General features: G+C 65.3%; 24 protein-coding genes, 1 tRNA gene and 1 riboswitch. Of the genes, 9 read left to right on the top strand and 16 right to left on the bottom strand.

The features are described 5' to 3' along the window. Positions 1–6: 6 nt before the first annotated feature. The 12 genes from ACTHNZ_RS10460 to ACTHNZ_RS10405 are packed head-to-tail and all read right to left on the bottom strand — an operon-like array spanning position 7 to position 12,453. On the bottom strand, positions 7–1,200 hold the full coding sequence (locus ACTHNZ_RS10460) for a beta-ketoacyl-[acyl-carrier-protein] synthase family protein (RefSeq protein ID WP_440542424.1): 1,194 nt from the start codon (positions 1,198–1,200) through the stop codon (positions 7–9). Beyond that, positions 1,197–3,644, bottom strand: coding sequence for an MMPL family transporter (locus tag ACTHNZ_RS10455; protein WP_440542423.1), 2,448 nt, complete (start codon positions 3,642–3,644; stop codon positions 1,197–1,199). Before ACTHNZ_RS10455 ends, ACTHNZ_RS10460 begins: the two co-directional genes overlap by 4 nt. After that, positions 3,644–4,363 carry an outer membrane lipoprotein carrier protein LolA gene (locus ACTHNZ_RS10450; protein WP_440542422.1) on the bottom strand — a complete coding sequence of 240 codons (720 nt, stop codon included), beginning with the start codon at positions 4,361–4,363 and terminating at the stop codon, positions 3,644–3,646. The genes ACTHNZ_RS10455 and ACTHNZ_RS10450 overlap by 1 nt, the downstream gene beginning before the upstream one ends. Further along, on the bottom strand, positions 4,360–4,791 hold the full coding sequence (locus ACTHNZ_RS10445; protein ID WP_440542421.1) for an acyl-CoA thioesterase: 432 nt from the start codon (positions 4,789–4,791) through the stop codon (positions 4,360–4,362). Before ACTHNZ_RS10445 ends, ACTHNZ_RS10450 begins: the two co-directional genes overlap by 4 nt. After that, positions 4,792–6,408, bottom strand: coding sequence for an HAL/PAL/TAL family ammonia-lyase (locus ACTHNZ_RS10440; protein ID WP_440542420.1), 1,617 nt, complete (start codon positions 6,406–6,408; stop codon positions 4,792–4,794). Continuing rightward, positions 6,395–8,113, bottom strand: a complete 1,719-nt coding sequence (locus ACTHNZ_RS10435) for a glycosyltransferase family 2 protein (RefSeq protein ID WP_440542419.1) — start codon at positions 8,111–8,113, stop codon at positions 6,395–6,397. The genes ACTHNZ_RS10440 and ACTHNZ_RS10435 overlap by 14 nt, the downstream gene beginning before the upstream one ends. Next, positions 8,110–9,804 (bottom strand): AMP-binding protein, encoded by a 1,695-nt coding sequence (locus tag ACTHNZ_RS10430; RefSeq protein WP_440542418.1) that lies wholly within the window; start codon positions 9,802–9,804, stop codon positions 8,110–8,112. The genes ACTHNZ_RS10435 and ACTHNZ_RS10430 overlap by 4 nt, the downstream gene beginning before the upstream one ends. After that, the gene (locus tag ACTHNZ_RS10425; protein WP_440542417.1) at positions 9,801–10,430 is read right to left on the bottom strand and encodes a hypothetical protein; all 630 of its coding nucleotides are present in this window, start codon (positions 10,428–10,430) and stop codon (positions 9,801–9,803) included. Before ACTHNZ_RS10425 ends, ACTHNZ_RS10430 begins: the two co-directional genes overlap by 4 nt. A gap of 4 nt (positions 10,431–10,434) precedes the next feature. Next, on the bottom strand, positions 10,435–10,680 hold the full coding sequence (locus tag ACTHNZ_RS10420) for an acyl carrier protein (protein ID WP_440542416.1): 246 nt from the start codon (positions 10,678–10,680) through the stop codon (positions 10,435–10,437). Between the two features lie 3 nt (positions 10,681–10,683). Next, a complete protein-coding gene (locus ACTHNZ_RS10415; protein WP_440542415.1) occupies positions 10,684–10,983 on the bottom strand; it encodes a phosphopantetheine-binding protein in 300 nt (99 codons plus the stop codon). Continuing rightward, a complete protein-coding gene (locus tag ACTHNZ_RS10410) occupies positions 10,958–11,752 on the bottom strand; it encodes a lysophospholipid acyltransferase family protein (protein ID WP_440542441.1) in 795 nt (264 codons plus the stop codon). The genes ACTHNZ_RS10415 and ACTHNZ_RS10410 overlap by 26 nt, the downstream gene beginning before the upstream one ends. Positions 11,753–11,760: 8 nt before the next feature. Then, positions 11,761–12,453, bottom strand: coding sequence for a beta-ketoacyl synthase chain length factor (locus ACTHNZ_RS10405; RefSeq protein WP_440542414.1), 693 nt, complete (start codon positions 12,451–12,453; stop codon positions 11,761–11,763). Positions 12,454–12,858: 405 nt separating this feature from the next. Further along, positions 12,859–13,067: riboswitch (yybP-ykoY riboswitch) on the top strand. A gap of 55 nt (positions 13,068–13,122) precedes the next feature. Between ACTHNZ_RS10405 and ACTHNZ_RS10400 the strand changes: the two genes are divergently transcribed. Then, positions 13,123–13,695, top strand: a complete 573-nt coding sequence (locus ACTHNZ_RS10400; RefSeq protein WP_440542413.1) for a TMEM165/GDT1 family protein — start codon at positions 13,123–13,125, stop codon at positions 13,693–13,695. A 40-nt stretch (positions 13,696–13,735) separates the two neighbouring features. Here the strand turns inward: ACTHNZ_RS10400 and ACTHNZ_RS10395 are convergent, their stop codons facing one another. Then, positions 13,736–14,440 (bottom strand): DUF4136 domain-containing protein, encoded by a 705-nt coding sequence (locus ACTHNZ_RS10395; protein ID WP_440542412.1) that lies wholly within the window; start codon positions 14,438–14,440, stop codon positions 13,736–13,738. 197 nt (positions 14,441–14,637) lie between these two features. Between ACTHNZ_RS10395 and pepN the strand changes: the two genes are divergently transcribed. The 3 genes from pepN (at position 14,638) to ACTHNZ_RS10380 (ending at position 18,555) form a co-directional block, all read left to right on the top strand. Then, positions 14,638–17,334, top strand: a complete 2,697-nt coding sequence (pepN, locus tag ACTHNZ_RS10390; RefSeq protein ID WP_440542411.1) for an aminopeptidase N — start codon at positions 14,638–14,640, stop codon at positions 17,332–17,334. A gap of 68 nt (positions 17,335–17,402) precedes the next feature. Continuing rightward, positions 17,403–18,419: a class 1 fructose-bisphosphatase gene (locus ACTHNZ_RS10385; protein WP_440542410.1), complete on the top strand. Its 1,017-nt coding sequence runs from the start codon at positions 17,403–17,405 to the stop codon at positions 18,417–18,419. Positions 18,420–18,479: 60 nt separating this feature from the next. Beyond that, positions 18,480–18,555: transfer RNA gene (locus tag ACTHNZ_RS10380), tRNA-Thr, on the top strand. A gap of 84 nt (positions 18,556–18,639) precedes the next feature. Here the strand turns inward: ACTHNZ_RS10380 and ACTHNZ_RS10375 are convergent. Beyond that, the gene (locus ACTHNZ_RS10375) at positions 18,640–19,560 is read right to left on the bottom strand and encodes a LysR substrate-binding domain-containing protein (protein WP_440542409.1); all 921 of its coding nucleotides are present in this window, start codon (positions 19,558–19,560) and stop codon (positions 18,640–18,642) included. A gap of 127 nt (positions 19,561–19,687) precedes the next feature. On the opposite strand from ACTHNZ_RS10375, the gene ACTHNZ_RS10370 reads away from it, so the two are divergent. The 3 genes from ACTHNZ_RS10370 to ACTHNZ_RS10360 all read left to right on the top strand — a co-directional run bounded on the left by ACTHNZ_RS10370 (position 19,688) and on the right by ACTHNZ_RS10360 (position 21,822). Next, complete coding sequence (locus ACTHNZ_RS10370) at positions 19,688–20,806, top strand: aldo/keto reductase (protein ID WP_440542408.1); 1,119 nt, start codon at positions 19,688–19,690, stop codon at positions 20,804–20,806. A 232-nt stretch (positions 20,807–21,038) separates the two neighbouring features. Then, positions 21,039–21,188: a hypothetical protein gene (locus ACTHNZ_RS10365; protein ID WP_440542407.1), complete on the top strand. Its 150-nt coding sequence runs from the start codon at positions 21,039–21,041 to the stop codon at positions 21,186–21,188. 37 nt (positions 21,189–21,225) lie between these two features. After that, positions 21,226–21,822 carry a chorismate mutase gene (locus ACTHNZ_RS10360; RefSeq protein WP_440542406.1) on the top strand — a complete coding sequence of 199 codons (597 nt, stop codon included), beginning with the start codon at positions 21,226–21,228 and terminating at the stop codon, positions 21,820–21,822. 48 nt (positions 21,823–21,870) lie between these two features. On the opposite strand, the gene ACTHNZ_RS10355 is transcribed toward ACTHNZ_RS10360, so the two are convergent. Continuing rightward, on the bottom strand, positions 21,871–23,025 hold the full coding sequence (locus ACTHNZ_RS10355; protein WP_440542405.1) for an exonuclease domain-containing protein: 1,155 nt from the start codon (positions 23,023–23,025) through the stop codon (positions 21,871–21,873). A gap of 133 nt (positions 23,026–23,158) precedes the next feature. Continuing rightward, positions 23,159–23,362: a cold-shock protein gene (locus ACTHNZ_RS10350; RefSeq protein WP_440542404.1), complete on the bottom strand. Its 204-nt coding sequence runs from the start codon at positions 23,360–23,362 to the stop codon at positions 23,159–23,161. Between the two features lie 377 nt (positions 23,363–23,739). Here ACTHNZ_RS10350 and ACTHNZ_RS10345 point away from each other — a divergent pair, with 377 nt between their 5' ends. Continuing rightward, the gene (locus tag ACTHNZ_RS10345; protein WP_440542403.1) at positions 23,740–24,012 is read left to right on the top strand and encodes a hypothetical protein; all 273 of its coding nucleotides are present in this window, start codon (positions 23,740–23,742) and stop codon (positions 24,010–24,012) included. A gap of 547 nt (positions 24,013–24,559) precedes the next feature. Beyond that, a complete protein-coding gene (locus ACTHNZ_RS10340) occupies positions 24,560–25,705 on the top strand; it encodes a porin (protein WP_440542402.1) in 1,146 nt (381 codons plus the stop codon). Positions 25,706–25,746: the final 41 nt, after the last annotated feature.

Genomic DNA, 25,746 nt, shown 5'->3' with positions numbered 1-25,746 from the left:
GATCGGTCAATGCACGAGCACGAGGCTCACGTTGCTGCCGCCGAAGGCGAACGAATTGCTCATCACGGCTCGGCCGGGCGACAAGCGCCGTTCTTGCTCGACGAGATCGAGCGCCGGCAGCGCCGGGTCCGCCTCGCCATCCCACAGGTGGCGCGGCAGCGTCGCTCCCTCACGAGCGAGCGTGAGCCAAGCGAAGCCTAGCTCCGTCGCACCGGCGGCGCCGAGCGTATGGCCCGTCAGCGGCTTCGTGCCGCTTGCCGCCACCCCGCGCGGAAATACGCGCGACATGACCCGCGCTTCCATTTCGTCGTTCTTGCGCGTCGCCGTCGCATGCAAATTGACGTAGCCGATCGCCTCGGCCGTCACGCCCGCGTCGGACAGCGCGGCGCGCAGTGCCTGCTCGCCGCCGACGCCCGACGGATCGGGCGCGGAAATGTGATGGGCGTCGCTCGATTCGCCGATGCCGGCCAAGACGACGGGCCCCGGCTCGCGGCTCATGAGGAACACGGCCGCCCCTTCGCCGATATTGATGCCGGCTCGATTCACGCTCATCGGATTCGCACGCGTCGGGCTCGTCGATTCGAGCGCACCGAAGCCGCGCACGGTCAACTCGCACAGCGAATCGACACCACCGACGACGAGCGCATCGCATAGACCGAGTTGCAACAGGCGACGCGCGCTGGCAAACGCCTTCGCGCTGGACGTACACGCCGTAGAGATCGTGAACGCCGGCCCCTGCAGGCCTAGTGCCGCCGCGGCGAACGGTGCGCTCGAGCCGATCTCCATTTGGACGTAATCGAATACGGCACCGTCGGTCGCGCCGTCGCCGGCCGTATGCCCGCGCGGCACGCCGAGCGCCACTTCTCCGGCGCCGATGCCCGAAGTGCTCGTGCCGAGCAGCACACCCACGCGTGCCGCACCATAGCGCGCACAGGCAGCTTGCACGGCCGGTTCGATCTGCGCCAGCGCGGCGAGCAAGAGCCGATTGTTGCGGCAATCGTAGCGTGCAAGGGATGAGGGCGGCGCGGCTTCGAGCGGTGCCAGCACGCAGCCGGCATAGGCACCGCGCTCGCCGCCGAGTGCGACACGGCCCATTCCGGGCGAAGCGCCCGCGGCGAGGGCCGCGGCAATCGCGTCGGTGTCGGCGCCCAGCGCATTGACCATGCCGAGCGCATGCAGATAAACGTAAGGCCGTGTCATCGGCGAGTTCCTTCTTTCGGCATGCCGATCGGTGCCAGCAACGCCGATACGGCGATGCCGATGGCCAACGTGGCGCCGAAGCTCTTCAATACCGGCATGCTGCTCATCGCGAGCAGGCCGAACGAGAGCAGCGTCGTCGCGGCAGACAATACCACCCCGGTCCAGACCGCGCCCAGGTCGGCATCGGGACGCGCACAGCCTTCGCGCAGGAACACGGCGTAATTGGCGCCGACGCCGAGCACGAGCATCAGCGCGAGCCAGTTGAACAGCGTCAACGGCACGCCGGCATAGCCGAACGCCGCCAGCGCAACGGCGACCGCAAGCACGACCGGCATGACGACGCGCACCCCGCCGCGCGCTCCATAGCGAAAAATCAGCAGAGCCGACACGAGCACGACGGCGCCTGCGAGCCAAAGCGCGCTGTCGACCCGGTACGCGCCGAACAGGCGCGAGACGCTCGCGGCCTTATCGACGAAGGTCACGCCGGGTAGCGCGTGCGCTAGCGCGACGAGCGCGGGCACTTGCGCAGCGCTCGCGCCGATCGGCATCACGATGGCTGCATAGACCGGGGTGGCGAATGCACTCGCCTCTTGCACGGCACCTAGCCAGAGATGACGATACGGCTGCGACCACGGCGTCGCAAGCCACGCATCGAGACTCAAAGGCGCCGCGCCGCCGTTCGTCCACGCATCGACATATCGGCCCGCGGCATCGCTACGAAAGCCCGCGCCCATGAGCGTAGCACGCAGCGCATCGGGCGAGCGCAGCGCCGTCCGCGCGAAGAGCGCGCGATCCGCCGCCTGCCTGCGCGCCGACGGAACGAACTGCGAAACCGACTGCCAGCGCTCTAGGCGCCGGCCGGCAAGCGGCTCGTTCAATCGCTCGCCCAGCGCTTCGCAGCGCTCGAGGACCGCTTCGGGCGTTGCCCCTTTGACGACGAAGAAACTCGCGCTGTCGTCGACGCCGATCGCATCGCGCACGGCGCGCTCCTGCATGACGAGCGACGGATCGCGTTGGATGAGCAGATGAATGTCGTCGTCGCTCTGGATGCCTATCCAGCCCGGCACTGCCGCCGCGATGACGAGCCCCGCGACGAACCACGCGCGGCGGCCATCGAGCAGCGACTGCCACATGCGCAGGAGGCGCGCCGCGCCGTCGAACAGATAGGTGGGCGTGCGGCGCGGCGCCCGCTCGAGCAGCGCGGGCAGCAGCGAAGTCACCGACAGAAACGCCGCCGCGATGCCGACCATCGCGAAACAGGCGATCTGCTTGAGCGCGGGAAACGGCGCCCACGCAAGGATCGCATAGCCGAGCAAGCTCGTTGCAAGCGCAACGATCAGCGCGGGGCGCACCTCGCGCAGCCCTCGCCGTGCATCCCACCGTCTGCCCGCGCTCAGATAGAGGACGAAGTACTGAATGGAATAGTCGACCGCCTCGCCGATCAAGCTCGCGCCGAATACGAGCGTGAGCAAATGCAGTTGGCCGAAGACCGCCATGGTCGCAGCGAGTGCGCAGACGATGCCGATCGCCGTCGACAAAAAGCCCAGTGCAATCAGCTTCGGCGAGCGGAAAATCCACAGCATCAGCTGCGCGATGCCGCACGCGGACCAAATGCCGATCCGATGAACGTCGCCCTCCGACGCCCGCCGCGCGGCATCCGCATAGAACACAGCGCCGGTGTGTGCAATGCGCACGTCAGAAAATACACGCGTCGCTCGATCCTCGGCATGGGCCGTCGCCGCGCGCACCGCCTGTTGAACGGGCGTCGCGTAGGCCGAGCCGGGCAGCGTTGCCGTCACGAGCACGCTCGTCGCCGCACCGCGATGGGCGACGAGCATGCCGTCCTCGATCGCGAGATTCGCCGCCGCGAGCGGCAGCGTGCCGAGCCAGCGGCTCAGCCAACCGAACGGGTCGTCGGCAAGCGGCGCCGCTAGCCCCACTCGTAGCGGGTCGAACAGCCGCTCGGCCAGAAGATCGGGCAGCGCCGCCGATCCCGCTGTCAATGCGGCACGATCGGCGGCCGTTAGGAGTCCAAATCGATACGGCAGATAAAAACGTGCGATCTGGCCGACGTCGAACGGCGGCAGTTGCGCGACCACGCTGCGCAAGGCGCCGCTTTGCGACAGCGATTGCGCGAGCTCGCGCGCCGCCGCTTTCGCGTGCGCCGCATCGTCGCTCGTCACGAGATAGACCGTCCGGTCTCCCATCGAGGCGGCGAGCGCGTCGAGCGCCTGCTCGGCCACGGGATCGGCCTCCGTTTTGGGCAGCAGCGCAAGCAAATTGGTTTGCAGCGGCGGCATCGAAGCGTGCCCGCCGAATGCCGGCGCGGCGAAACGCCAAACGCAATAGACGAGTGCAATGCACGCGAGCGCCGACCACGCGAGCAGCACACCGCGTCGTCCGCCGCGTCGTCTCTTCGCCGACGTTTCTTGCGCGACCGGCATCAGCGCGCTCCGAACAAGGCGAGTTCGGCCGGGGACAATGCATCGACTCGCTCGCTGCCCGAGAAATCGATGCGCGTCACATCCCCGCCCGCTGTGGTGATCACGAGCGACGTCAAGAACGCGCTGCCTTCCATGGTCAGCGATTTGACGGCCTGCGCGAGCTGCGGCTGATTCGGCGTGAGCAGCAGGCGCCAGTGCGCCGGCGTGCCTTCCGCCGCGACGTCGAACTGCGAATAAAGCGCCGACAGATCACCGCCGAGCATGGCACGCATCATTCGGGACACGTGAGCGATGCCGCCTTTCGGCGCACCATGCGTGGAACGCGTGCCGTTCGCGTCGATCGTCGCCACACTCGCATCGCCGATCACGTAAGTCACGCGATGCGGCGTCTCGGTGCGCCAAATTACGCCGCGGTCGCGCACGAAGACGAGCGTACCGGTGCTGACGAGCGGAGCCGACAGCGCGGCGAGCGTCTGCGTCTGCCGAAACTGTGCGCGCACGCCGCGCATGTCGCCCAACTGCGCGGCGATGCGCGCCACGAGCCCGGCGTCCGCGACAACCGCGCTGCCCGATGCCGCCCGCGCCGGACGTCCGTCCTGCTCCCCGGCCGCTGCCGCTGCCGGCGTGCAGCAGACGGCCGCCCAAGCCAGCGCACAGGCGGCGGCGCCGGACACGAGCGCCAACCGCGCGATCGCACGCCGAGACGTCGATTGCTTCATCGCGGCCATCGCTGCTCCAGCTTCTCGAAAACGATCGGCGGCGAGACGAACTGCAGCTCGCGCGTCGCCGCGCATACCGCGACCTGGATCGTATAGCCCTTGGTCAAGCGCTCGCCGGAGGCGACGTCGACGATCTCGTACCCGACCTTCAGGCGATTTTCGAACTCGAGCAGTTCGGTCCGCACATCGAGCGTCTGGCCGTAGAGCGCGGGCCGCACGTACTTCAGATGCGCTTCGACGATCGGCCAAAGGTAGCCCGATGCCTGCATCGCGGGATAGTCGTAGTCGAACGTGCGCAGGAGCGCCGCGCGGCCGATCTCGAAGTACTTCAGATAGTGTCCGTGCCAGCAGACGTTCATCGCGTCGACGTCGTGGAACGGCACTTCCACGCGCGCACTGGCCGTGAGCGGTAAGCGAGCCCGATCCATTCAGCGCACCGTCTCGTCGAATGCGCCGGGGGCGCAGGCGCCGACGAGCGCACCGTCGGCAATGCACTGCGTGAGCGCGCGCAAGTCGTGCTCGAGCGGGCGGTCTTCGCCGACGAACGGCGAGAGCGCACCCACCTGCTCGACGAACGCCGCGAGCGGCTCGGTCAGCGATGCGCCCGGCGTGACCGACAAGCGCAGCCGCGCGGCTTGCACCGCGGCGAGCGTATGCGCGGCGGCAACTTGCTCGGTCAACTCGAGCACGCGCAGGCAGTCGCGCGCCGCGATCGTCCCCATGCTGACCTTGTCCTGGTTATGTGCCTCCGTCGAGCGCGAAAACACGCTGGCGGGCATGGTCAGCTTCAGCGCTTCAGCCGTCCACGCCGACGACGAAATCTGCACCGCCTTGAATCCATGGCAAATCGGCGCACGCGCCAGGCTCGCGCCCGACAAGTTGCGCGGCAGGCCGTTGTTGAACTTGTCGTCGACGATGAGGGCGAACTGCCGGTCCATCAAATCGGCCAGATTCGCAACCGCCGTCTTCAGCGCATCCATCGCGAAAGCGATGTGGCCTCCGTAGAAATTGCCGCCGTGCAAGACGCGCTCGCCGTCCATGTCGATGAGCGGATTGTCGTTCGCGCTGTTGAGCTCGTTCTCGATATCGCGCCGTATCCACGAGAGCGCATCCTGTGCGACGCCGATAACGTGCGGCGCGCAACGGATCGAATAGCGATCCTGCAGCCGGTGGCCGTCCGTGTCCTCGCGCCCGGCGAGGTCTTCCCGGATCCAGGCGGCGGCCTGCGCTTGCCCCGCATGCGGCTTGACGTCGAAGATCGTTGCGTCGAAGTGCGCCGCCCGACCGTCGAGCGCGACGGTGGCGAGTGCCGTCAAGCGTGCGGCCAGGCGCGTCAGCTGCGCCGCGCGAACGAATGCCAGGCAGGCCAGGCCCGTCATGACGGCCGTGCCGTTCATCAACGCGAGCCCTTCTTTCGGCGCGAGCTGCAGCGGCACGCGGCCCAGTTCGGCCCAGACCTCGCCAGCCGGCCGCACGCGGCCTTCGAATGCGACCTCGCGCTCGCCGACGAGCGCCGCCGCGACGTACGAGAGCGGCGTCAGATCGCCGCTCGCACCGACCGAGCCTTCGGCGGGGATGCGCGGCAAGACATCGAAATTGATGAGATCGGCCAGGCGTTCGAGCAATACCAAGCGCACGCCCGAATAACCGTATGCAAGCGAATTCAGGCGCGCGGCGATGACGGCGCGCGTTTCGGCCGGATCGAGCAGGCGTCCCATGCCGCAGCCGTGATAGCGCGTCAATTGCAGCGGCAGCGCCTCGACGAGTTCGCGCGGCACGCTCACCACGCAGGCATCGCCATAGCCGGTATTGACGCCGTACACGGTCGCACCCGCATCGAGGCGGGCGCGCAGGAACGCCGCCCCACGCTCGATGTGCGCGCGCCAGTGGGCGTCGCTCGAGAGCGCGACGCCTTGCCGCGCGCCGGCAATCGCGACGACGTCCTCGATGGCGAGGCGGCGGCCGCCGATCGAAACGGGCGCGGGTGCACCCGCGGCAGCCGTTTCAGGCGCGCTGCGACGCGCGATCAAATCATCTTCCGCCATTGCCTTCTCCACGCTGACGCGCCCAGAAATCGAAAAAATTGAACCATTGAAACGGTGCCTTCCGGCAGTAGTACTCGAGACGCTCCGCGTAACGGCGGGCATGCTCGGCCAGGTGCGCCGCGCGCTCGCGCCGGGGCAGCGCGATACGCTCGGCAAACGGCTCGAAGTAGAGCCGATGGCCGTCACGCTCCTTCAAGCAAAAGAACAAGTAGACGGGACAGCCGAGCGCGTGCGCGAGCACGTACGGCCCTTGGGCAAACGGCGCGGCACGGCCGAGGAACGGCACGTCGACGACTCGGCCCGTTTCGTGTGCCGGCACGCGATCGCCGACGATCACGAGCAACTCGCCCGCGTCGATGCGCTGCTGCATCAGCACCGCCGTTTCGGGACCGAAATCGGTGACTTCGACCATGCGGCTGGCGAAATCGCGATGCGCACCGGCGAGAACGCTGTTGAAGCGGCGCGCGTGCTCGGTATAGACGACGGCCGTCACCTTGGCGCGCGAACCGCGCACGGCCAGCGCGCGCGTCATTTCCAGATTGCCGAGATGCGCCCCGATCACGAGTGCTCCCTTCCCGCTCGCGACGAGGGCGTCGAACGCCGACGAATCGTCGAAGACGACGCGCGCATGATCGATGCGTCCGGTCCAGGCGGCCAGTTTGTCGAGGCCCGCTTCGGCGAAGGCGAGCATATGCCGGTAAGCCGAGCGCCAGCCGGGCGGCGGCGTCGTCTCTTCAGGCGACGCGTCCCTCAAGCGTGCGAAGTAGCGCTGAGACTCGAGCCGCGCCGCGCGCCCCGTCAGCACGAAGTAGGCGACGATCGGACGCAGCCAAAAACGCGTCGCCCGCATGCCGAGCAATCGGCAGCTCAGTGCGAGCAAGCGCATACCCGTGCGGCTGCCGCGTTCGGCAATGCGCCACCAGCGCCGCTGATTGCCCGCGGCAGCCGTCGGCGCCGGCTCACGCGGCAGCACTTTGCGCGCGAGCAGCACCGGCAGGCGCACGAGCATGCCCGCGACGAGCCGCGTGTGGCTCTTGCTGATGCGCACGTTATCGCGCACGACGTCGAAGTGCGATAGGCCGCCCGCCGCATAGGTCACGCGCGTGGGGATCGTCACGAAGCGCAGCGCGCGCCAGGACAAGCGCACGAGAATTTCGATGTCGAAGTCCATCCGCGTGGGCAACGCGCACGTATCGATGAGCGAACACGCGGCCTCGAGCGGATACAGACGAAAACCGCACATCGCATCGGGGATCGCGAACGAGAGCGTCTCGATCCATACCCAGACGTGCGTGAGATACCGGCCATACAGCCGCGCCTTCGGTACGCTTTCATCGTAGACCGGCCGCCCGAGGACGACCGCATCGGGCGCCGCTTGGGCGGCCTCGAGAAAGCGAGGCACGTCCGCCGCATCGTGCTGACCGTCGGCATCGATCTGCAACGCGTGCGTGAAACCCGCCTCGCGCGCCGCCTTCAGTCCCGTCATGACGGCAGCCCCCTTGCCGCCGTTGACGGCGCGCCTCATCAGCGATACCGCCGGCGCCCATCGCTCGGCCAGCTCGGCGAGCACCGCTTGCGTGGCGTCGTCGCTGCCGTCGTCGATGACGAAGATCGGCAGCCCATACGGCATCAGCCGCCCGAGCGTCGCGCCGATTTCGTCCTTGTGGTTGTAGATCGGGATGACGATCGCCGCCTTCACGGTCATGCCGCCCCCCCGTACGCGACGATGCCCGACGCGCTGTCGCGCTCGCCGAACCGGTACGCAAACCGCATCTTGCGGCGCGCGGCATCGTGGGCCAGCGTCAAGTGCAAGATGGCACCGGGCGCAACGGGGGCCATGAATTTGAGCCGCTCGAGGGCGATCATCGAACGCACTTCGGGCCAATGCTCGGCGCCGAGTTGCACGGCCCAATCGATCTGAACGACCCCCGGCAGGATCGGCAAGCCCGGAAAGTGCCCGTCGAAATGTACGAGCGTCGACGGCACGCGCAGTTCGTAGTGCAGGACGTCGTCGTGCGCGAACTGGGCGAGCACTTCCATGCCTTGCGCCCGCACCTCGAACGCCGCGGCGACGGCCGCAACCGGCAATTTGCCGCGCGCATCGACCGGCAGCGCGCCGCAAAACCGCCAACGGCGCGGCAGCACGACGGCTTCGACGTACTCGGCCAAGTGCGTGCGCAATTGCTTCGCCAGCGCGATGCGTCCCTGCGCGAGCAGTGCCGCGCAGCCCTCGCGCGTCAGCGCAATCAGCGCGCCGAGCCGTTCGCGTGCGGCACCGGGCAGCACGACGGCGGCAGCCTGCGCCACGTAGGGGTGGCGCGCCAGATGCGTCTCGATCTCGGGCAGCGACACGCGCTTGCCGTCGAGCTTCACGACGCGGTCGAGCCGACCCTTCAGCCGGAAACGGCCGTCCTCATCGAATGTGACCGCATCGTCGGTTCGATGCCAGCCGTCGTGCCCCAGGTGCGCGGAACGAACCACGAGCGCACCGTCAGGATCGCATTTGAGCTCCGCGCCCGCGACGGCTTGCCAAGCGTCCGAGAGATCGCGCCGGCGCCAAGCGATGCCGCCCGTTTCGGTGCTGCCGTAGATTTCCACGGGCGCCGCACCGAAGCGGCGCGCGTAGACGCCGGCCGTCTCTTCGGAGAGCGGGCCGCCGGACGAAAAATATACCGACGGCGCCGGAGACAGCGTATCGAAGCCCGGCAGTTCGGTCCAACGATCCAAATGCGACGGGCTCGACACCACGGCCGCACGGCCCACTCGTGCGAGCCGCGCCTGCAATTGCAGCGGATCGGCGCAGCTTGCGCGATCGAACGGCCGCCCGGCCGCCAGTGGCCAGAAGACGCGAAACAGCAAGCCGTAGATGTGACGATGGGGCACGCTGGCGAGCATCGGCGCGTCCCCAAGCATCGCGCCCCACTGCGCTTCCAGCGTGCGCACTTCCGCGTCGAACTGCGCCAGCGTCTTGCGCACGGCCTTCGGCACGCCGCTGCTGCCGGAGGTATAGAGCGTCAGCGGCGCATGCGCGTCGATGCTTCCGGGCAACGTGCCCGCGACGGCGCACGCCTCGACGGAAGGCAGCTCGGCGGCCGTCAGCAGCACGTCGTAGCAGGGGCCCAGCATCGCCAAATAAGCAGGTGCCGATGCGGAAGGCACGATCGGCTCCTTGCCGCACGCGAGCACGGCTAGGAGCGCGCAAGAGAATTCGAACGGATCGTCGAGGCACACTGCAACGCGCTGGCCCGTTCGATGCACGAGCCAGCTCGCGTAGGCCGCGATGCGAATCTTGAAGGCTTTGAAGCCGAGCACCGTTTCGTCGTCGAGGCAAACCGGCGCGGCATCCTCGCGCGGTGCCCACGGCAACTCGCGCAATGCAACGAAAGAGGCGTTCAACGCGTCTTCTCCCGCAAAACGAACGCATGACGCCAGACGATTTCCGCCACGATCAACACGCCGACCAATAGATAAGTGATGGCACCGTTGTAGAGCGCCCACAAGGCGCGCGATCCCCAAACCATGCTCGCCGCGGACGCGCAAGCATTGAGCAGAAAGAACGCGCACCACACTTGCGTGACGCGGCGCGTATAGCGCACCATGCGCTCGTCGAGATGGGGCCTGCGCACGCGCGCGAATTTTTCGACCATCGACGGTCGGCCGCCGCGCAGCGTCGCGCCGAACGCGACGAGCATCGTGACGTTGACGGCGATCGGATAGGCGCGCAGCAGCGTCTCGCTATCGGTCAAGGCGATGGCGGCCGACAGGCCGCTCATGGCCAGCGCGGCAGTCCACTCCCATCGCGTCAATCCGGCCAGCAGCGATGCAACGCTGCCGGCGCCGATCCAGCGTTGCAGCCAAAGCAGGCCGAGCAGCGCGAGTCCGATGAAGCGCGGCGAACCGACGCGCCAAAACGCGAGAATCACGACCGGATACGCAAGCTTGAGCGCGACGTTCGCGCAAGCGCGCGCACGCCGGCGCAATGCAGCGCGCGCATCGGGCATCGCTGTCGACGCTGCCTGCATCGAATCAGGCCGCCAGCAGCGATTCCACGGCGCCGATGACGTCGCCGACCGTCCGCACCGTCTTGAACTCTTCGGGCTTGATGCGGCGTCCCGTCATCTCCTGCAGCTTGATGGCCAGATCGACGGCATCGATGCTGTCGAGGTCGAGGTCTTCGAACAGGTGCGCTTCAGGCGTGACGCGCTGCGGGTCGATGGCGAAGTTTTCGCTGAAGATGGCGCGGATGCGCTCGAGGATCTCGGTATCGGTCACGGTTCACTCCCCTTCCGTTGCGGTATGGCTATCGGCATCTGCCGTCGTCCGTTGGCTGCGCACGAGCGCGGCGAGCGTGTTGATCGAGCGAAAGTGCTCGCGCGTGCGCTCGTCGTTGGCCGCAATCGTCAACGCATAGTGCTTGTGCAGCATGATGCCGACTTCGAGCGCATCGATCGAATCGAGGCCGACGCCGTCCGTATCGAACAACGGCGCATCGTCTTCGATATCTTCGGGACGCAGATCTTCGAGGTCGAGCGCTTCGATCAATAGCCGCTTAATTTCGAGTTTTAAAGAATCCATATGCAAACAGATGCTCAGTGATGTGTGCTTGAACCGCTTGGGCGACGACGCGGGCTGCGGCAGCATGCGGCGCGTCCGGCTCGACGAAACGATCGAGCGTAAGCGGCGCGAGCGCGGCGATGCGCATCCGGAACGGCCGCGCGGGGACGTGATACCAGCGCATGCGCTTCGTGAACGCCGGCGGATCGCAATCGATCAGCACCGGCCGGATCGGAATGCCGGCGCGCAGCGCCATGTGCGCGAACCCGCGCGAGAACGGATGCAGGCGATCGCCGCCCGGACTGCGCGTGCCTTCCGGAAAGATGATCATCGTATAGCCGGCGGCCAGCTGACGGGCACCGGCTTCGATCAATTCGGACGGATCCGCGTTGCTGACGTACCGGGCGGCGCGCACAATGCCCCAAAAGCACGGATTGCCCCAGTGCGCGTTCTTGACGACGCAGCATGCGCGCGGCACGAGCGAAAGCAGCACCATGACGTCGAGGTAGGTCGGATGGTTCGCAACGATGATGGCCGGCCCGCGCGCGCACAATGCCGCGGCCCCGCTCACGTCGAGCTTCATGACACCGATGGTCTCGAGCGCCGCCACGAGTGCGCGAAAGAAGACGTGAATGACCGTGGCGACGACGCGCTGGCTCGACGCGCGATGCGGCCAAAGCCACGCGAACGGAAACACGAGCACGGAAAACAGAAGGCCGCAGGTGCCGAAGACGGTAAACGCGGCGCCGGTGGCGACGAGCCGCCATGCTTTGCCGAGACGCGCCATCATCTGCTCGCTCATTGCCCACCGCCCGTTTGCAACGACCACTGCCAACGGCGGCCCATCCCCTGCCAGGAGACGGCGGCACGCGCCGCCAAGCCGTGCATCAACGCTTCGCCCTGCGTGGGGAATGCGGACGGCGGGGCTGCGTCAGGCGCGGGTCCGGCCGCGCACGCGAGCTGATCCGGCGCATCGGGCGCAAGCAGAATGGCGAGCGCCGCGGCGGGCATATCGTGTTCGACGGCGCCGTAGCGCGCATCGGCGGGCTCGTCCGCGTAGATCACGAGCACCGGGGTTCGTGGGTCGGCGCTGTAGAGCGCATGCGCTTCGAGCAAGGCGTAGCCGAGTGTCTCCGCCCCTGCCGAAACGGCGGTGGCCGGTGATCGATCGCCGCGGGCGATGCCGTAGATGCCGGTCATCGCATTGAGCACCGACAAGCTGAAAGCCGTGGGAGAGATGAGCTGACCGGCGACGATGTCGTCGAGTATCCCGGTCGTGCGGCGCAATTCGCCATGCCGCGATGCAAATACGAGACGCGCCGGGCTCACGTCACCGACGCAATCGTGCGCCACCCTCAACGCCATCTTGGAAAGCGAACTCAATCGGCGCCGCACGAGCGGGTCGATGAATCCGATGTCGGGAGAGGCCGTCGCACCGGCCGGCCAACAGGACCACCGGGCAACTGGAATGGTCCAGCGCAGGTCGAGCATTTCGTCGTTCGTCGTCGTATCGAAACCATCGGTTTCCCGATGCAAAGATGCGAACGACGAAAGCCCTAAGGCACCGCGTACCACACCCCGGTTTGGTCAATGTTCTTTTTCTGGTTCTCCGGGCATAACGGGAACGGCTTCGCCCCTATCACACTAGGTAGGCGCAACCTTTCAGTTATTTTTCAATGCTGTAAGACGTCCCGGAAACCGTCGGGCGAAATATTACTGAAAATTGGCCGCGAAAAATAGGCATTATGTGCCGTCGTATCATTCGCGCTACGCCGGAGCCGGCCAGTTCGCGCGTGAGCGGCCCACGCCCCGCCATGCCCCGCGCAAGTTCCGGCGCAACGGGCGCAACCGGCTGCGCCAACGGCTTGTTCCAAAACGGCCGCCCTATGCTAGAATCCGTCCCTCATTGGGGAGTAGCCGCCCCGCCGCATCCGCTACGAAAAGCGATCGCATCGCCGGTCGCCTTCCGGGGTCGCATCAGCCGATCCACAGCGCGCATGCATCGCGGGGGCGTCCGTCAACATACTTGGCTCATGCGAGCTATGGCGGGCGCAGCCTTTGGCCTGGCGAGACCGATGATCCCCGCGCACGCCGCTTTCAGGGCCCGGCAGCACGGTGGATCGTCGCTCGCTCACATCTTGGCCCGAGGAAGACCATCACGTGGAACAAGCTTTTCTGATCTCGACCGGAGCCGTCGCGCTCGCCGAAATCGGCGATAAGACTCAATTGCTGTCGCTCGTCCTCGCGGCGCGGTACCGCAAGCCCGTACCGATCATGCTCGGCGTGCTCGCGGCCACGCTCGTGAACCACGCCTGCGCGGGCGCGCTCGGCGCGTGGCTCGGCACCCTGCTCACGCCCGGCATCATGCGTTGGGCGCTCGGCATCTCGTTCGTCGTCATGGGCCTATGGGTGCTGATACCCGACAAGCTCGATCCGAGCGAAACGAACGTCGGCCGCAGCCATCTGGGCGTGTTCGGGACGACGATCGCAACGTTCTTCCTCGCCGAGATGGGCGACAAGACGCAGATCGCGACGGTCGCTCTCGCCGCGCGCTTCCATGACTTTTTCGGCGTCGTCGCGGGCACCACGCTCGGCATGATGCTCGCCAACGTGCCGGCCATCTGGCTCGGCGAACGCTTCGCTCACAAGCTGCCGACGAAGGCCGTGCACGGCGTCGCCGCCGTCTTGTTCGTCGTGCTCGGCGCGCTCGCATTCATTCGCGGCGGCGTGTAAGACCGCTGCCGGAAAGGGCGCCGCGCGACGTTCGCGAATGCTATTTCGGCGCGGCGCTCGCGCCCGATGCGGGACGCGGTGCGGCGGCGGCATCCGGCGGATTCACCGGCACTTCGTTCGCGAGCACCGCGCCACGCTTGTCGTAGCGGATGCGCACGGTGCGGACCGTGCCGTTGCCGAGCGGGAAATCCGCCAACGCACTGCGCACGAGATACGGCATGGCGCGCACGAGCGACGGCTCTTCATCGGTATTGCGCGCCGTGACGTTGTAGACCTCCTTGCCCGAGGCACGCTCGGTGATGCGGATGTCGAGCGTATGCGTGAACACGGGGTAGCTTTGCGTCACGTAATCGGGCGGGAACGGACCGAACGGCCCCCAAGGGCTCATCGGCCGCCAGAACGGGCCGGCCCACGGATTGCCGTAGAAGACGGGCTGGGTCACGGTGACCGTGTCGCCGTGAATCGCATAGCTCAGCCCCACGAGATAACGGGCGCTATCGCTCGGCACTTGCCGGAACGCGTAGGCATCGAGCTCGTTCGCGACGAGTTGCTCGTAGGTCGCCTGCTCGATGCTGTTCTGCTGTGCGGCCGTGCGCGTGAACGCATAGGTGCGCGTTGCATCGCTCCCGCTCCAATTCGAGAATGCCGTCACCTGCGTCGATACGTAGGTCGTGCAGCCCGACAGCAGCATCGTCGCCGCCGCGAACGCCGGCACGACGCTCCTCCACACTCGCTCCCACTTCATGTAGTCCTCGTCTTTCGTGAATGGCCCGCGCCGGTCCCGCGCGAGACGTGACGATGATACCGCCGACCGAGCCCCGATTCCAAAGGCGCACGCGGTTTCGGCAGGCACGCGCGCGCCTTTGTACAATGGACGACTCGACTCGCGGCGGGCCCCGACCGGGCACGCGAGCCCAAACCGGTTTCTTTGATCCATCCGCCATGTCCGATACCGTCAATCCCGCTGTGATCCGCCGGGCCGACTACGCAGCGCCCGCCTTCCTGATCGAATCCGTCGCGCTCGAATTCGATCTCGTGCCCGAGCGCACGATCGTCAAGAACACGATGCGCGTGCGCCGCAATCCCGACGCCGCGCCGAGCGCGCGGCTCGAATTGATGGGCGAGGCGCTCGAATTGATCGGCGCGGCGATCGACGGCAAGGCATGGCCCGAAAGCGCCGTGCATGCGCACGAGCACGGCCTCGCGATCGAGAACGTGCCCGACGCCTTTACACTCACGATCGAGAGCGCCTGCAACCCGGGCGAGAACACGACGCTGTCCGGCCTGTACGTATCGAGCGGCAACTTCTTCACGCAATGCGAAGCCGAAGGTTTTCGCCGCATCACCTACTTCCTCGACCGCCCCGACGTCATGGCGACCTACACGGTCACGCTGCGCGCCGACAAAGCGGCCTATCCCGTCCTGCTCTCGAACGGCAACCTGATCGAAGAAGGCGATCTGCCGGACGGCCGTCACTTCGCGAAATGGGAAGACCCGTTCAAGAAGCCGAGCTATCTGTTCGCGCTCGTCGCGGGCAAGCTCGTCTCGCTCGAGGAGCGGATTCGCACGGGCTCGGGCAAGGAAAAGCTGCTGCAGGTGTGGGTCGAGCCGCAAGATCTCGACAAGACTCGGCACGCGATGGATTCGCTGATCCATTCGATTCGCTGGGACGAAAAGCGCTTCGGCCTCGAACTCGATCTCGACCGCTTCATGATCGTCGCCGTCAGCGACTTCAACATGGGCGCGATGGAGAACAAGGGGCTGAACATCTTCAACACGAAGTACGTGCTCGCCAATCCGGAAACGGCCACCGATACCGACTTCGGCAATATCGAGGCCGTCGTCGGGCACGAGTATTTTCATAACTGGACCGGCAATCGCGTCACTTGCCGCGACTGGTTCCAGCTGAGCCTGAAGGAAGGGCTCACCGTGTTCCGCGATCAAGAGTTCTCGGCCGACATGCAAGGCGGTGCCGACGACGAAGCCGCGCGCGCGGTCAAGCGGATCGAGGACGTGCGCGTGCTGCGGCAAATGCAGTTCGCCGAGGACGCCGGCCCGATGGCGCACCCGGTGCGGCCCGAGAGCTACGTCGAGATCAACAACTTCTACACGATGACCGTCTATGAAAAAGGCGCGGAAGTCGTGCGGATGTACCAAACGCTGTTCGGCCGCGAAGGTTTCCGCCGCGGAATGGATCTGTACTTCAAGCGCCACGACGGGCAAGCGGTCACCTGCGACGATTTCCGCCATGCGATAGCCGATGCGAACGGCCGCGACTTGGCTCAATTCGAACGCTGGTACAGCCAAGCGGGCACGCCGCGCGTCTCCGTGCGCACGGCCTACGACGCGGCAGCCGGGCGCTACAGCGTGACGCTCGCGCAAGGCTACGGCGAGGGATCGAGCGCCGCGCGCGAAACGCAGAACGGGCCGCTCTTGATCCCGTTCGCGATCGGTCTCATCGGCCGCGACGGCAAGGACATCGCTCTGCGTCTCGAAGGCGAAGCCGCCGCATCGGGCACGACGCGCATGATCGAATTGACCGAGCAAGAGCAGACGTTCACGTTCGTCGACGTAAAAGAGGCGCCGCTGCCCTCGCTGCTGCGCAATTTCTCGGCGCCCGTGATCGTCGAGTACGACTACACGAACGACGAACTGGCGTTCCTGCTCGCGCATGACAGCGATCCGTTCAATCGCTGGGAAGCGGGCCAGCGGCTCGCCACGCGCGAATTGCTCGCGCTGGCCGCGCGCGCGCAAGCCGGTGAGCCGCTCGTGCTCGACGACTCAACCGTCGCCGCTTTCGCGCGCGTGCTGACCGACGAAACGCTCTCGCCGGCGTTCCGCGAGCTCGCGATGATGCTGCCGTCCGAATCGTACCTGGCCGAGCAAATGACCGAAGCGGATCCCGCCGCCGTGCACGCCGCGCGCCAGTTCGCGCGCAAACGGCTCGCGAATGCGCTCGCGCGCGACTGGCTCGCGATCTACGAACGCCACGCGACGCCGGGCCCGTATGAGCCGGCACCGCAGGCAGCCGGTCATCGTGCATTGAAGAATCTGGCGCTGGCCTATCTGGCCGAGGCGGACGATCCGGCCGAAGCGATCCGTCTCGCGAACGCGCAATACGAAAACGCGAACAACATGACCGATCGCGCGGCCGCGCTGGCCGCACTGCTCGCCGCCTCGGCTTCGGCCGGCGGCGACGCGGCCGGGCCGGCCCTCGCGGACTTCTATCGCCGCTTCGAGCAAGAGCCGCTCGTCATCGACAAGTGGTTCGCACTGCAGGCGACGCAGCGAGGCAGCGCCAAGCGTCCGGTCATCGAGATCGTGCGCAAGCTCATGACCCATCCCGCGTTCACGCTGCGCAACCCGAACCGCGCGCGGTCGCTGATCTTCAGCTTCTGTGCGGCGAACCCGGCGCAGTTCCATTCGGCTGACGGTTCGGGCTACGCGTTCTGGGCCGAGCAGGTCATCGCGCTCGATGCGCTCAATCCGCAGGTGGCGGCGCGGCTCGCGCGATCGATGGAGTTGTGGCGCCGCTACACGCCGGCGCTGCGCGAGCGGATGCGCGAGGCGCTGGAACGCGTGGCCGGGCAGGTCAAATCGCGCGACGTGCGCGAGATCGTCGAAAAGGCATTGGCGTAAAACGCCGAGTCGATGCGGTGCCCGAGCGGGTAAAATCGTCGCATTTCCCTGGCTTTCGGAGCACCGCAATGTCCTTGCAACGTCGCACCACCCTGACGAAGTACCTGATCGAACAGCAGCGAGAGACGAACAATCTGCCGGCGGACTTGCGGCTCTTGATCGAAGTCGTCGCGCGTGCGTGCAAGCTCATCAGCTATCACGTGAGCAAGGGCGCGCTCGGCGAAGCGCTCGGCACGGCCGGCACCGAGAACGTGCAAGGCGAAGTGCAAAAGAAGCTCGACGTTCTTTCGAACGAGATTCTGCTCGACGCCAATGAGTGGGGCGGCAATCTCGCGGCGATGGCGTCGGAAGAAATGGAAACGCTGTTCCCGATTCCGTCGAACTACCCGCGCGGCGAATATCTGCTCGTCTTCGATCCGCTCGACGGCTCGTCGAACATCGACGTCAACGTGTCGATCGGCACGATCTTCTCGGTGCTGCGCTGCCCTGACGGCCAGGAAGCGACCGAGCAATCGTTCCTTCAGCCGGGCCGGCAGCAGGTGGCTGCCGGTTACGCAGTATATGGCCCGCAAACGGTGCTCGTGCTGACGACGGGCAACGGCGTGAACTGCTTCACGCTCGATCGCGAATTGGGATCTTGGGTGCTCACGCACAACAATCTGCAAATTCCGGCCGATACGCGTGAGTACGCGATCAACGCATCGAACGCACGCCATTGGTACGAGCCCGTCCAGCGTTACGTGGGTGAATTGCTCGAGGGCAAGACGGGGTCGCGTCAGGCCGACTTCAATACACGCTGGGTTGCATCGATGGTGGCCGACGTCCACCGCATCTTGAACCGCGGCGGCATCTTCATGTACCCGGCCGACAAGCGCACGCCCGACAAGCCGGGCAAGCTGCGGCTGATGTACGAAGCGAACCCGATGGCGTTCATCGTGGAGCAGGCCGGCGGCGCGGCCACGAACGGCGTCGAGCGCATTCTCGACATCGAGCCGAAGAGCCTGCACGAGCGCGTGGCGGTGTTCCTCGGTTCGAAGAACGAGGTCGAACGCGTGACGCGCTATCACCACGACGAAAAAAAGTGAACGAAGGGGCTTGCGCGATTCCGAAAAGCGTCGCTATAATCGCGTTTCTCTGATGTTGATGCCGGAATAGCTCAGACGGTAGAGCAGCGCATTCGTAATGCGAAGGTCGGGGGTTCGATTCCTCTTTCCGGCACCATAAGATTCAAGCAAAACGCCCAGTCCTCGTGACTGGGCGTTTTGCTTTGCGCGCCGCAATTCAGCGCAATCCGCAGCGCAATCGTCACCGAGCGCGAGCCATGCGGCACTTCTCCTTCAAAAAATCCACGAATACTCTGAGCTTCAGCGGCATCTGCGTCCGGCCCGGCATATAGAGCGAAAACCCATCGAACGTGAGGGACCATTCGTCGAGCACGCGCACGAGCCGCCCATCGGCCAGTTGCGGGCGAATGTAATCCTCGATGACGTGCAGCAGCCCAACGCCGTGCTCAGCCGCCTGCACCATCGTGCGCAAATCGTTCGTGACGAAGGTGCCGTTCGTCCCTACCTCCACGACACCCTGGGGCTGGCCCGGTTGCGCGAGCTCCCATCGGTAAATCCCGCGACTCGTCGAAAATCGATAGCGCAAGCAATTGTGCTGCGTCAAATCGCTCGGCGTCGCCGGCTTCGAAAACCGCTCGAAGTATTCCGGCGATCCGGCCATCACGACTCGCAGCGGCCCCGACAGCGGCACGGCGACCATGTCGCGCGCAAGCTGCTCGCCCAATCGGATGCCGGCGTCAAAGCCCTCCCCGACGAGATCGCTGAACCCGTCGTCAAGCGACATCTCGAGCACCACGCGCGGATAGCGACGCGCGAACTCGGCCAAATGCGGGATGATCAGCAGTTCACTCGCGATGCGCGGAAGATTGATCCGTAACGTGCCGCTCGGTTCGGCCCGCGTTTCGTCGAGCGCCTCATAGGCGCCCTCGAGCATGGCCAGCGCGGGGCGTACGCGCTCCAGAAATTGCCCACCGGCCTCCGTCAGCGCGACACGGCGCGTCGTCCGATTGAACAGCCGCACGTTCAACTGCACTTCGAGTGCACGAATCGATTGCGATAGCGCCGAAGCCGACACCCCGCCCTCGGCCGCTGCGCGCGTAAAGCTTCCGTGACGTGCGACGTTCACGAACGCAACGAGCGCCGGCAACTGCGCTGGATCCATGCGGCTCCTCTCCTTTATTAAGCAGCGCTTCATAATGCTTTCAGTCGAATGCTATTTTTTCACAAAATCAAAAAGCGCACGATACGCCCATCGACACTGCGTACCTAACCTAAAGAGGAGCACTCGAATGACGATGAATCGATACACCTTGTTGGGCCGTTCGGGCCTGCGCGTTTCGCCGATCGCTCTCGGCACGATGACGTTCGGCGACGAGTGGGGCTGGGGTGCCGACGAAGCCACCGCACAGCGCTTGTTCGATCTGTACGTGGACGAAGGCGGTAACTTCATCGATACGGCCGATTTATATACGGAAGGCACGAGCGAGCGCTTCATCGGCAAGTTCGTCGCCGCGCGCGGCCTGCGCGATCGGCTCGTCATCGCGACGAAGTACAGTTACAACGCCGAGCCGGGGAACCCGAACGCGGGCGGCAATCAGCGCAAGAACTTCATGCGGGCGCTGGACGGCTCGCTCGAGCGCCTGAACACCGACTACATCGATCTCTACTACCTGCACACGTGGGATCGCATGACGCCCGTGGACGAGGTCATGCGAGCGATGGACGATGCCGTGCGCGCGGGCAAGATCCGCTACGTCGGCCTATCCGACACGCCAGCCTGGTTCGCGGCGCGCGCTCAGACGCTGGCGCAGTGGCGCGGATTCGAACCCGTTGCCGCCATGCAGCTCGAGTATTCGATGATCGAACGCAACGCGGAACTCGAGTTCGCCGATTTGGCGGCCGAACTCGGCATGGGCCTCGTGCCTTGGAGCCCGCTCGGGATGGGCGTGCTTTCGGGTAAATACAAGCCTTCGCAAGGCGGGGCCGGCAGCGGCGGACGACTCGACACCGTCCGCGCGCAAAACCCCGGCGCGAAGCCGCCGCCGGGGTTCGACAAGCTGACGGAGCGCAATTTTCGCATCGTCGCCGAACTGGAAGCCGTCGCACGCGAAGCGGGCCGGCCGATGGCGCAGGTTGCGCTGAACTGGCTCCACCGCAAGCGCGGCGTCGCTAGCATCATCGTCGGCGCGACCAAAACCGAACAGTTGCGCGATTCGCTGGCCTCGCTCGAGTTCGAACTCGATCCGGCGCTCGCTGCGCGCCTCGATGCCGTTTCGGAGCCGGCTCGGCCGTTTCCTTATTACATGTTCGAAGACGGTCATCAGGCGCGCATTCACGGACACGTCGACGTCCATAGTAAAAACACCGAATACGACCGGCCGATCCGCGTGCCGGCCTCGCACATCTGAGGCTATCGCGTGCGCTCCGATACGGACATCCGGCGCAATGCGCCGCAAGCTTGCGCCAGATGCCGATCGACGCGGCAGGTGACGATCCGTTGATTTTGGTCAAAGAAACTTAAGGCTGTCTTCAAAGCACGAGTCGCTGTGCCGTTAATGCAACAAAGCGTTAAAAAAAGATTCGGCGCTCGCACTTCGAAGGAACCGCGTCGGATAATCGTCTCGTGCCAGGAGATAAACCATGGAAGCCAAGCCGACCAAAATTCCGACCCCCGACAAAGTATCCAGCCCGGATCCGGAACCGGTAGGCGTCGAATTTCTGGCGACCGAACTACCCGAGCATGTGCGAGCGTTCTTCGACGAACAGCGCAAGTCGTGCGAACAGAAGTGACGGTTGTAACGGTCGCGGGCCTTGGAGCCCGCGTCGAATGAAGCCTCGGATGCGCCGCACGGCGCTGACCGCTTTCGCCCTTTGGCTGACCTTGTCATTGGCGGCGGCGCTCGCGCGCGCGGACGACGACGAAACCGCGATGACGAACCTCGTGGCGCTCGTCGCCCAACGCTTGGCGTTGGCGCTCCCCGTTGCTCAATGGAAATGGGCGAACCATCGCCCGATCACCGATACGCCGCGCGAGGCGGCGCTACTCGCCGACGTCGAGCGCCGGGCTCGGGCCGCCGACGTCGATCCGGCGCTGGCTCATACCTTCTTCCAAGACCAAATCGAGGCCAGCAAGCAAGTGCAAACCGCGTTGTTCGAACGCTGGCGCACCTCCGCGCCGCCTACGGGCGCGATCCCCGATCTGGCCACGAGCACCCGCCCGCAACTCGATCGCGTGACACATGCGCTGATCGCCGCGCTGGCGCGCGTGCAGCCGTGGCGCACCGCCGAAGACTGCCCTACTCGGCTCGCACGAAGCGTCAATCAATGGAAAACGCTGACGCGCTATGGCGAGATCGACGCTGGCGCGTTGAATACGGCGCTCGCCCATGTGTGCGCGGCGGGCGGCGTGGGCAGTGAAGGTTAGCCGCCGAAGGCCAGTTGCCCCACCGCTGAGCGCGAGCAACAGCCTCGCTCACACGCCCGCGTCCACGACCTCCCCCGCCACGGCCTCCAACGGCATCACGCGCAGCCCGCGCGCGAGGTGCGTCTGCAAGATCCGAAAAGTCGACGGCTCGAACACCGGCTCCCCGCTCTCGATCCGAAGCGCTCGGGCCGCCTCGAGCGTCGGCGCCGCGCCCAAGTAGCACCAGCGATCGACGACGTGGAACAAGCGCTCGTGCGCCGCATCCTCGCCGCGCTCCTCGAACACGATCGCCGCTTCGAACGGCCACGGCGCACCCTGCGGTTCCCCCCGCCCGACGCGCGGCTGCCGGTTATGGGCGGGGCGCAGCGTGCTGACCCATTGCGCTTCCGTCAACAGTGCACCGACCTCGCCGCCGGTCGCACGCCATTGCACGCGGCGCACCTGTTCGGCGATCCGGGTTTCGCGCGACGAACGACGTTCGCCCGTCAAATGCGCGCGCACGCGTTGCCGCAAGCGCACGCTGCGGCCTACGTAGAGGGGCGCGTCCGAAGCGTCGAAGAACGCGTAGACGCCGTGCCCGGCCGGCGCGGAATCGATGACGTCCTCCGTGATGTCGCCCGCGATGCGATAGCGCCGCACGGTGCGGTCGATATGCCCGCGCAGCACCTCGGGCCCCCATGCGTCATGCAGCCGCTGCCAGAACTGCCAGAGCAAATCCGCATCTGCCAAGGCGCGATGGCGCGCCAACGGCTCCAGCGCATGACGTTCGATGAGCGCGTCGAGCCCGTGGCGCTTCTCGTGCGGCCACAGCGCGCGCGAAAGCTTGACCGTGCACAGGACATCAGGGTGGAACGAGAAACCGGCCCGCTCGAACTCGCTGCGCAAGAACCCGCGGTCGAAACTGGCGTTATGCGCAACGAACAAACTGCCCGCTAACCGGCCGAACACATCCGGCGCAAGCGACGCGAACGTGGGTGCATCGCGCACCATCGCATCGGTGATGCCCGTCAACGATTGGATAAAGGGAGGAATGGGCTGCCCGGGGTTGACGAGCGTGCTCCACCGCGAAACCCCGCCCGGCCCCACCGTCACGATGCCGATTTCGGTAATGCGATGTTCAGCGGCCGATCCGCCCGTGGTTTCCAGATCGACGAACGCGATGGGCGTGTCGATTGGTGGGGCGGAGAACGAGGAATCAGACATGAATAAGGGCGCTCGGGTGCTTCGACTGACGAAGTATGCACCACCCGAGCGCCCTTGTAAGGATGCGTGCCGCACCGCCGAGTGCTAGCGCCGTGGCGCAGGACGGCTGAGCGCGGCTTGCCGGGACAAACGCTTACAGCGGACGGATATTGGCCGCTTGCTTGCCCTTCGGGCCCGTCTTCACGTCGAACTGAACGCGTTGGTTTTCCTTCAGAGACTTGAAGCCGTCAGCCTGAATCTCGGAGAAATGCGCGAACACGTCTTCGTTGCCCTGATCAGTCGTGATGAAGCCAAAGCCTTTAGCATCGTTGAACCATTTGACGACACCGGTTTCCATAGTACTAATTCCCTCGAAATTTTAATAGACGGGCAGCGCCCTCCGCCTGAAGCCCAGCCTCGGAAGAACGACACCTCGTCTCTCTCTTCGGCGTGCCGCTCACTGGGTGATTCCGGCGCTGCTTTTATAAATGTTCCGCCGATTGCTCGTCAAGAAATTTTTCATTAAACGGGCAGTCCACTTCGCGGATATGCGTCTTGCACGAGAAGGTCGCGCGGATGCAGTCACTATTACCTGTGACGGGCACATAAAAAATCGTCAACCAGGAAAAAGCTGCCCGGTTTGCAACAAGATATTTCTACGATAAGTATTTTTCCGGGTTGTCCCGCTCGAACCGCGCACTCATCATCAAGTAGATGATTCGGTTGGAGACGGCCATGCATGCAATCCCCCTCAAGCGCTTCGTCTCCTGGCTTCTCGGTATGTCGCGTTGCACGACGGCATCGAATGGTCGGACGAATAGCGCAACAGCCTCGATCCTCGAGTTCGATCCGTTCTGGCACGGCGACCACTGGCAAAATCTATTGGCTTCGCCGATGGATGCGCGCCACTACGTCATGGAAGACTGGGCCCTGCCGCTCGAGGATGACGAAGTCGACTATCGGCAAGCGGCGGACAAGCCGGGCGGCCGGCGGCGCATGCGCGGCTGAGGCGTGCAATCGCGCCCCAGGGCGGCGACGACGAAAAAAACGCGGCTCGAAAGCCGCGCTGACAAAGGTTTGGAGACGTCTTTCCTTGATGAAAGGATCTGCTTGGGCAAGCAGAGTCGGCAGTATAGCCCCATGCCCAGCCGCGATTACCGTTAGTCTCGGAAATCGTCTTTTTCAGAATCGTTAATAATCGATCACTGCCCGCATCCCTCTTTTTGAATATGCGCCAACGCGTGTCGTAAACGCAACGCAGTGTGATTCAGATATTCGATTTCGACCCCGCAATGTCGACCGCAAAGCCTTGTACCGCAAGGGTTTGAAGCCGATTTCGCCTTATTTCCGATCACTCAATACTTTATTGCGATTTCCGAAGGTCGTTCTAGAAGGAGTCGCTATTTACACTCAACCCAGTTCGGAAAAACGGACCTGTTGCCGTGGTTTCCCGCATCGCCGTGCGGATGGTCCGGCGCGGTGGCAAGACGCCAGGGCCGACGCCTCGGGCGACAGCCAAGGACAGCCAAAAAACTTCCTGATACTGGAGTGAAAGATGAAGAAGACGCTTCTAGTGGGCGCCCTCACGGGTGCATTCGCGACGATGGCGCACGCGCAGAGCAGCGTGACGCTGTACGGCCTCATCGACGCCGGCATCACCTACACGAACAATCAAGGCGGCGCCCACGCCTGGCAACAATCGACGGGCGCAGTCAACGGGAGCCGCTGGGGCTTGCGCGGCGCCGAGGATCTCGGCGGCGGTCTCAAGGCCATCTTCACGTTGGAAAACGGGTTCGGCATCAATAACGGCACGCTCAAGCAGAACGGCCGCGAATTCGGGCGTCAAGCATTCGTCGGCCTGAGCAGCGATCAGTTCGGCACCGTGACCTTGGGCCGCCAATACGACGACGTCGTCCAGTACCTCGGACCGCTGGCGCTGACGGGCACGCAGTACGGCGGCACGTACTTCGCGCACCCGTTCGACAACGACAACCTCGACAACTCGTTCCGGATCAATAACTCGGTCCACTTCCAGAGCGCGAACTACGGTGGCTTCAAGATCGGCGCGTTGTACGGCTTTTCGAATACGGCAGGCCAATTCTCGAACAACCGCACGGTCAGCGTCGGCGCTTCGTACTCCTGGATGGGGTTGAACGTCGCAGCCGCCTATATGCAGATCGACAACGATCTGAACGCGCTGAACCAAGCCGTGACGGCGCCCGGCTCGGTGGCCGGCGATGCCACGTTCGTCGCGAGCCGTCAGCGCACCTGGGGCGCGGGCCTGAACTACACGTTCGGGCCGGCGACGGCGGGCTTCGTCTTCACGCAAACGCACCTGAACGATGCGCTCGGGGTCAACGCGGCCAACGCCGGCACGGCGGCAACGCTCGCGCTGCCGGGCGGCACGGGCCGCTTCAACAACTACGAAGTCAATGCACGTTATGCGCTGACGCCCGCAGTCAGCCTGGCCGGCGCCTACACGTTCACGGACGGTTCGATCGGCGGCGTGAATCCGAAGTGGAATCAGTTCAATCTGCAGGCGGACTACGCGTTGTCGAAGCGCACCGATGTCTACGTGGAAGGGGTCTATCAGCTCGCGGTCAACAAGGGCTTGCCGCTCACCGCGGACATCAACGGCCTGAATGCGTCGTCGAACAACAAGCAAATCGCCGCGACGGTCGGCCTGCGCCACCGCTTCTGAGCTAGGCAGTCGGCCGGCCTCCGGTTCGACGCGCAATGCAT

The sequence above is a fragment of the Trinickia sp. genome, assembly GCF_051953955.1.
In the GTDB taxonomy this organism is placed as follows: Bacteria; Pseudomonadota; Gammaproteobacteria; order Burkholderiales; family Burkholderiaceae; genus Trinickia.
Note: the sequence above shows the minus strand (reverse complement) of the source record. Positions and strands in the feature narration are given on the sequence as shown.

Bases quoted from the DNA above. Each gene is read 5' to 3' on its own strand.
- ACTHNZ_RS10350 (WP_440542404.1), bottom strand. From the start codon at position 23,362: ATGGAAACCGGTGTCGTCAAATGGTTCAACGATGCTAAAGGCTTTGGC.
- ACTHNZ_RS10460 (WP_440542424.1), bottom strand. From the start codon at position 1,200: ATGACACGGCCTTACGTTTATCTGCATGCGCTCGGCATGGTCAATGCG.
- ACTHNZ_RS10455 (WP_440542423.1), bottom strand. From the start codon at position 3,644: ATGCCGGTCGCGCAAGAAACGTCGGCGAAGAGACGACGCGGCGGACGA.
- ACTHNZ_RS10445 (WP_440542421.1), bottom strand. From the start codon at position 4,791: ATGGATCGGGCTCGCTTACCGCTCACGGCCAGTGCGCGCGTGGAAGTG.
- ACTHNZ_RS10435 (WP_440542419.1), bottom strand. From the start codon at position 8,113: ATGACCGTGAAGGCGGCGATCGTCATCCCGATCTACAACCACAAGGAC.
- ACTHNZ_RS10405 (WP_440542414.1), bottom strand. From the start codon at position 12,453: ATGCTCGACCTGCGCTGGACCATTCCAGTTGCCCGGTGGTCCTGTTGG.
- ACTHNZ_RS10375 (WP_440542409.1), bottom strand. From the start codon at position 19,560: ATGGATCCAGCGCAGTTGCCGGCGCTCGTTGCGTTCGTGAACGTCGCA.
- ACTHNZ_RS10385 (WP_440542410.1), top strand. From the start codon at position 17,403: ATGTCCTTGCAACGTCGCACCACCCTGACGAAGTACCTGATCGAACAG.
- ACTHNZ_RS10340 (WP_440542402.1), top strand. From the start codon at position 24,560: ATGAAGAAGACGCTTCTAGTGGGCGCCCTCACGGGTGCATTCGCGACG.
- ACTHNZ_RS10345 (WP_440542403.1), top strand. From the start codon at position 23,740: ATGCATGCAATCCCCCTCAAGCGCTTCGTCTCCTGGCTTCTCGGTATG.
- pepN (WP_440542411.1), top strand. From the start codon at position 14,638: ATGTCCGATACCGTCAATCCCGCTGTGATCCGCCGGGCCGACTACGCA.
- ACTHNZ_RS10370 (WP_440542408.1), top strand. From the start codon at position 19,688: ATGACGATGAATCGATACACCTTGTTGGGCCGTTCGGGCCTGCGCGTT.
- ACTHNZ_RS10425 (WP_440542417.1), bottom strand. From the start codon at position 10,430: ATGCAGGCAGCGTCGACAGCGATGCCCGATGCGCGCGCTGCATTGCGC.
- ACTHNZ_RS10450 (WP_440542422.1), bottom strand. From the start codon at position 4,363: ATGAAGCAATCGACGTCTCGGCGTGCGATCGCGCGGTTGGCGCTCGTG.
- ACTHNZ_RS10395 (WP_440542412.1), bottom strand. From the start codon at position 14,440: ATGAAGTGGGAGCGAGTGTGGAGGAGCGTCGTGCCGGCGTTCGCGGCG.
- ACTHNZ_RS10355 (WP_440542405.1), bottom strand. From the start codon at position 23,025: ATGTCTGATTCCTCGTTCTCCGCCCCACCAATCGACACGCCCATCGCG.
- ACTHNZ_RS10415 (WP_440542415.1), bottom strand. From the start codon at position 10,983: ATGGATTCTTTAAAACTCGAAATTAAGCGGCTATTGATCGAAGCGCTC.
- ACTHNZ_RS10365 (WP_440542407.1), top strand. From the start codon at position 21,039: ATGGAAGCCAAGCCGACCAAAATTCCGACCCCCGACAAAGTATCCAGC.
- ACTHNZ_RS10440 (WP_440542420.1), bottom strand. From the start codon at position 6,408: ATGGCGGAAGATGATTTGATCGCGCGTCGCAGCGCGCCTGAAACGGCT.
- ACTHNZ_RS10360 (WP_440542406.1), top strand. From the start codon at position 21,226: ATGAAGCCTCGGATGCGCCGCACGGCGCTGACCGCTTTCGCCCTTTGG.
- ACTHNZ_RS10410 (WP_440542441.1), bottom strand. From the start codon at position 11,752: ATGATGGCGCGTCTCGGCAAAGCATGGCGGCTCGTCGCCACCGGCGCC.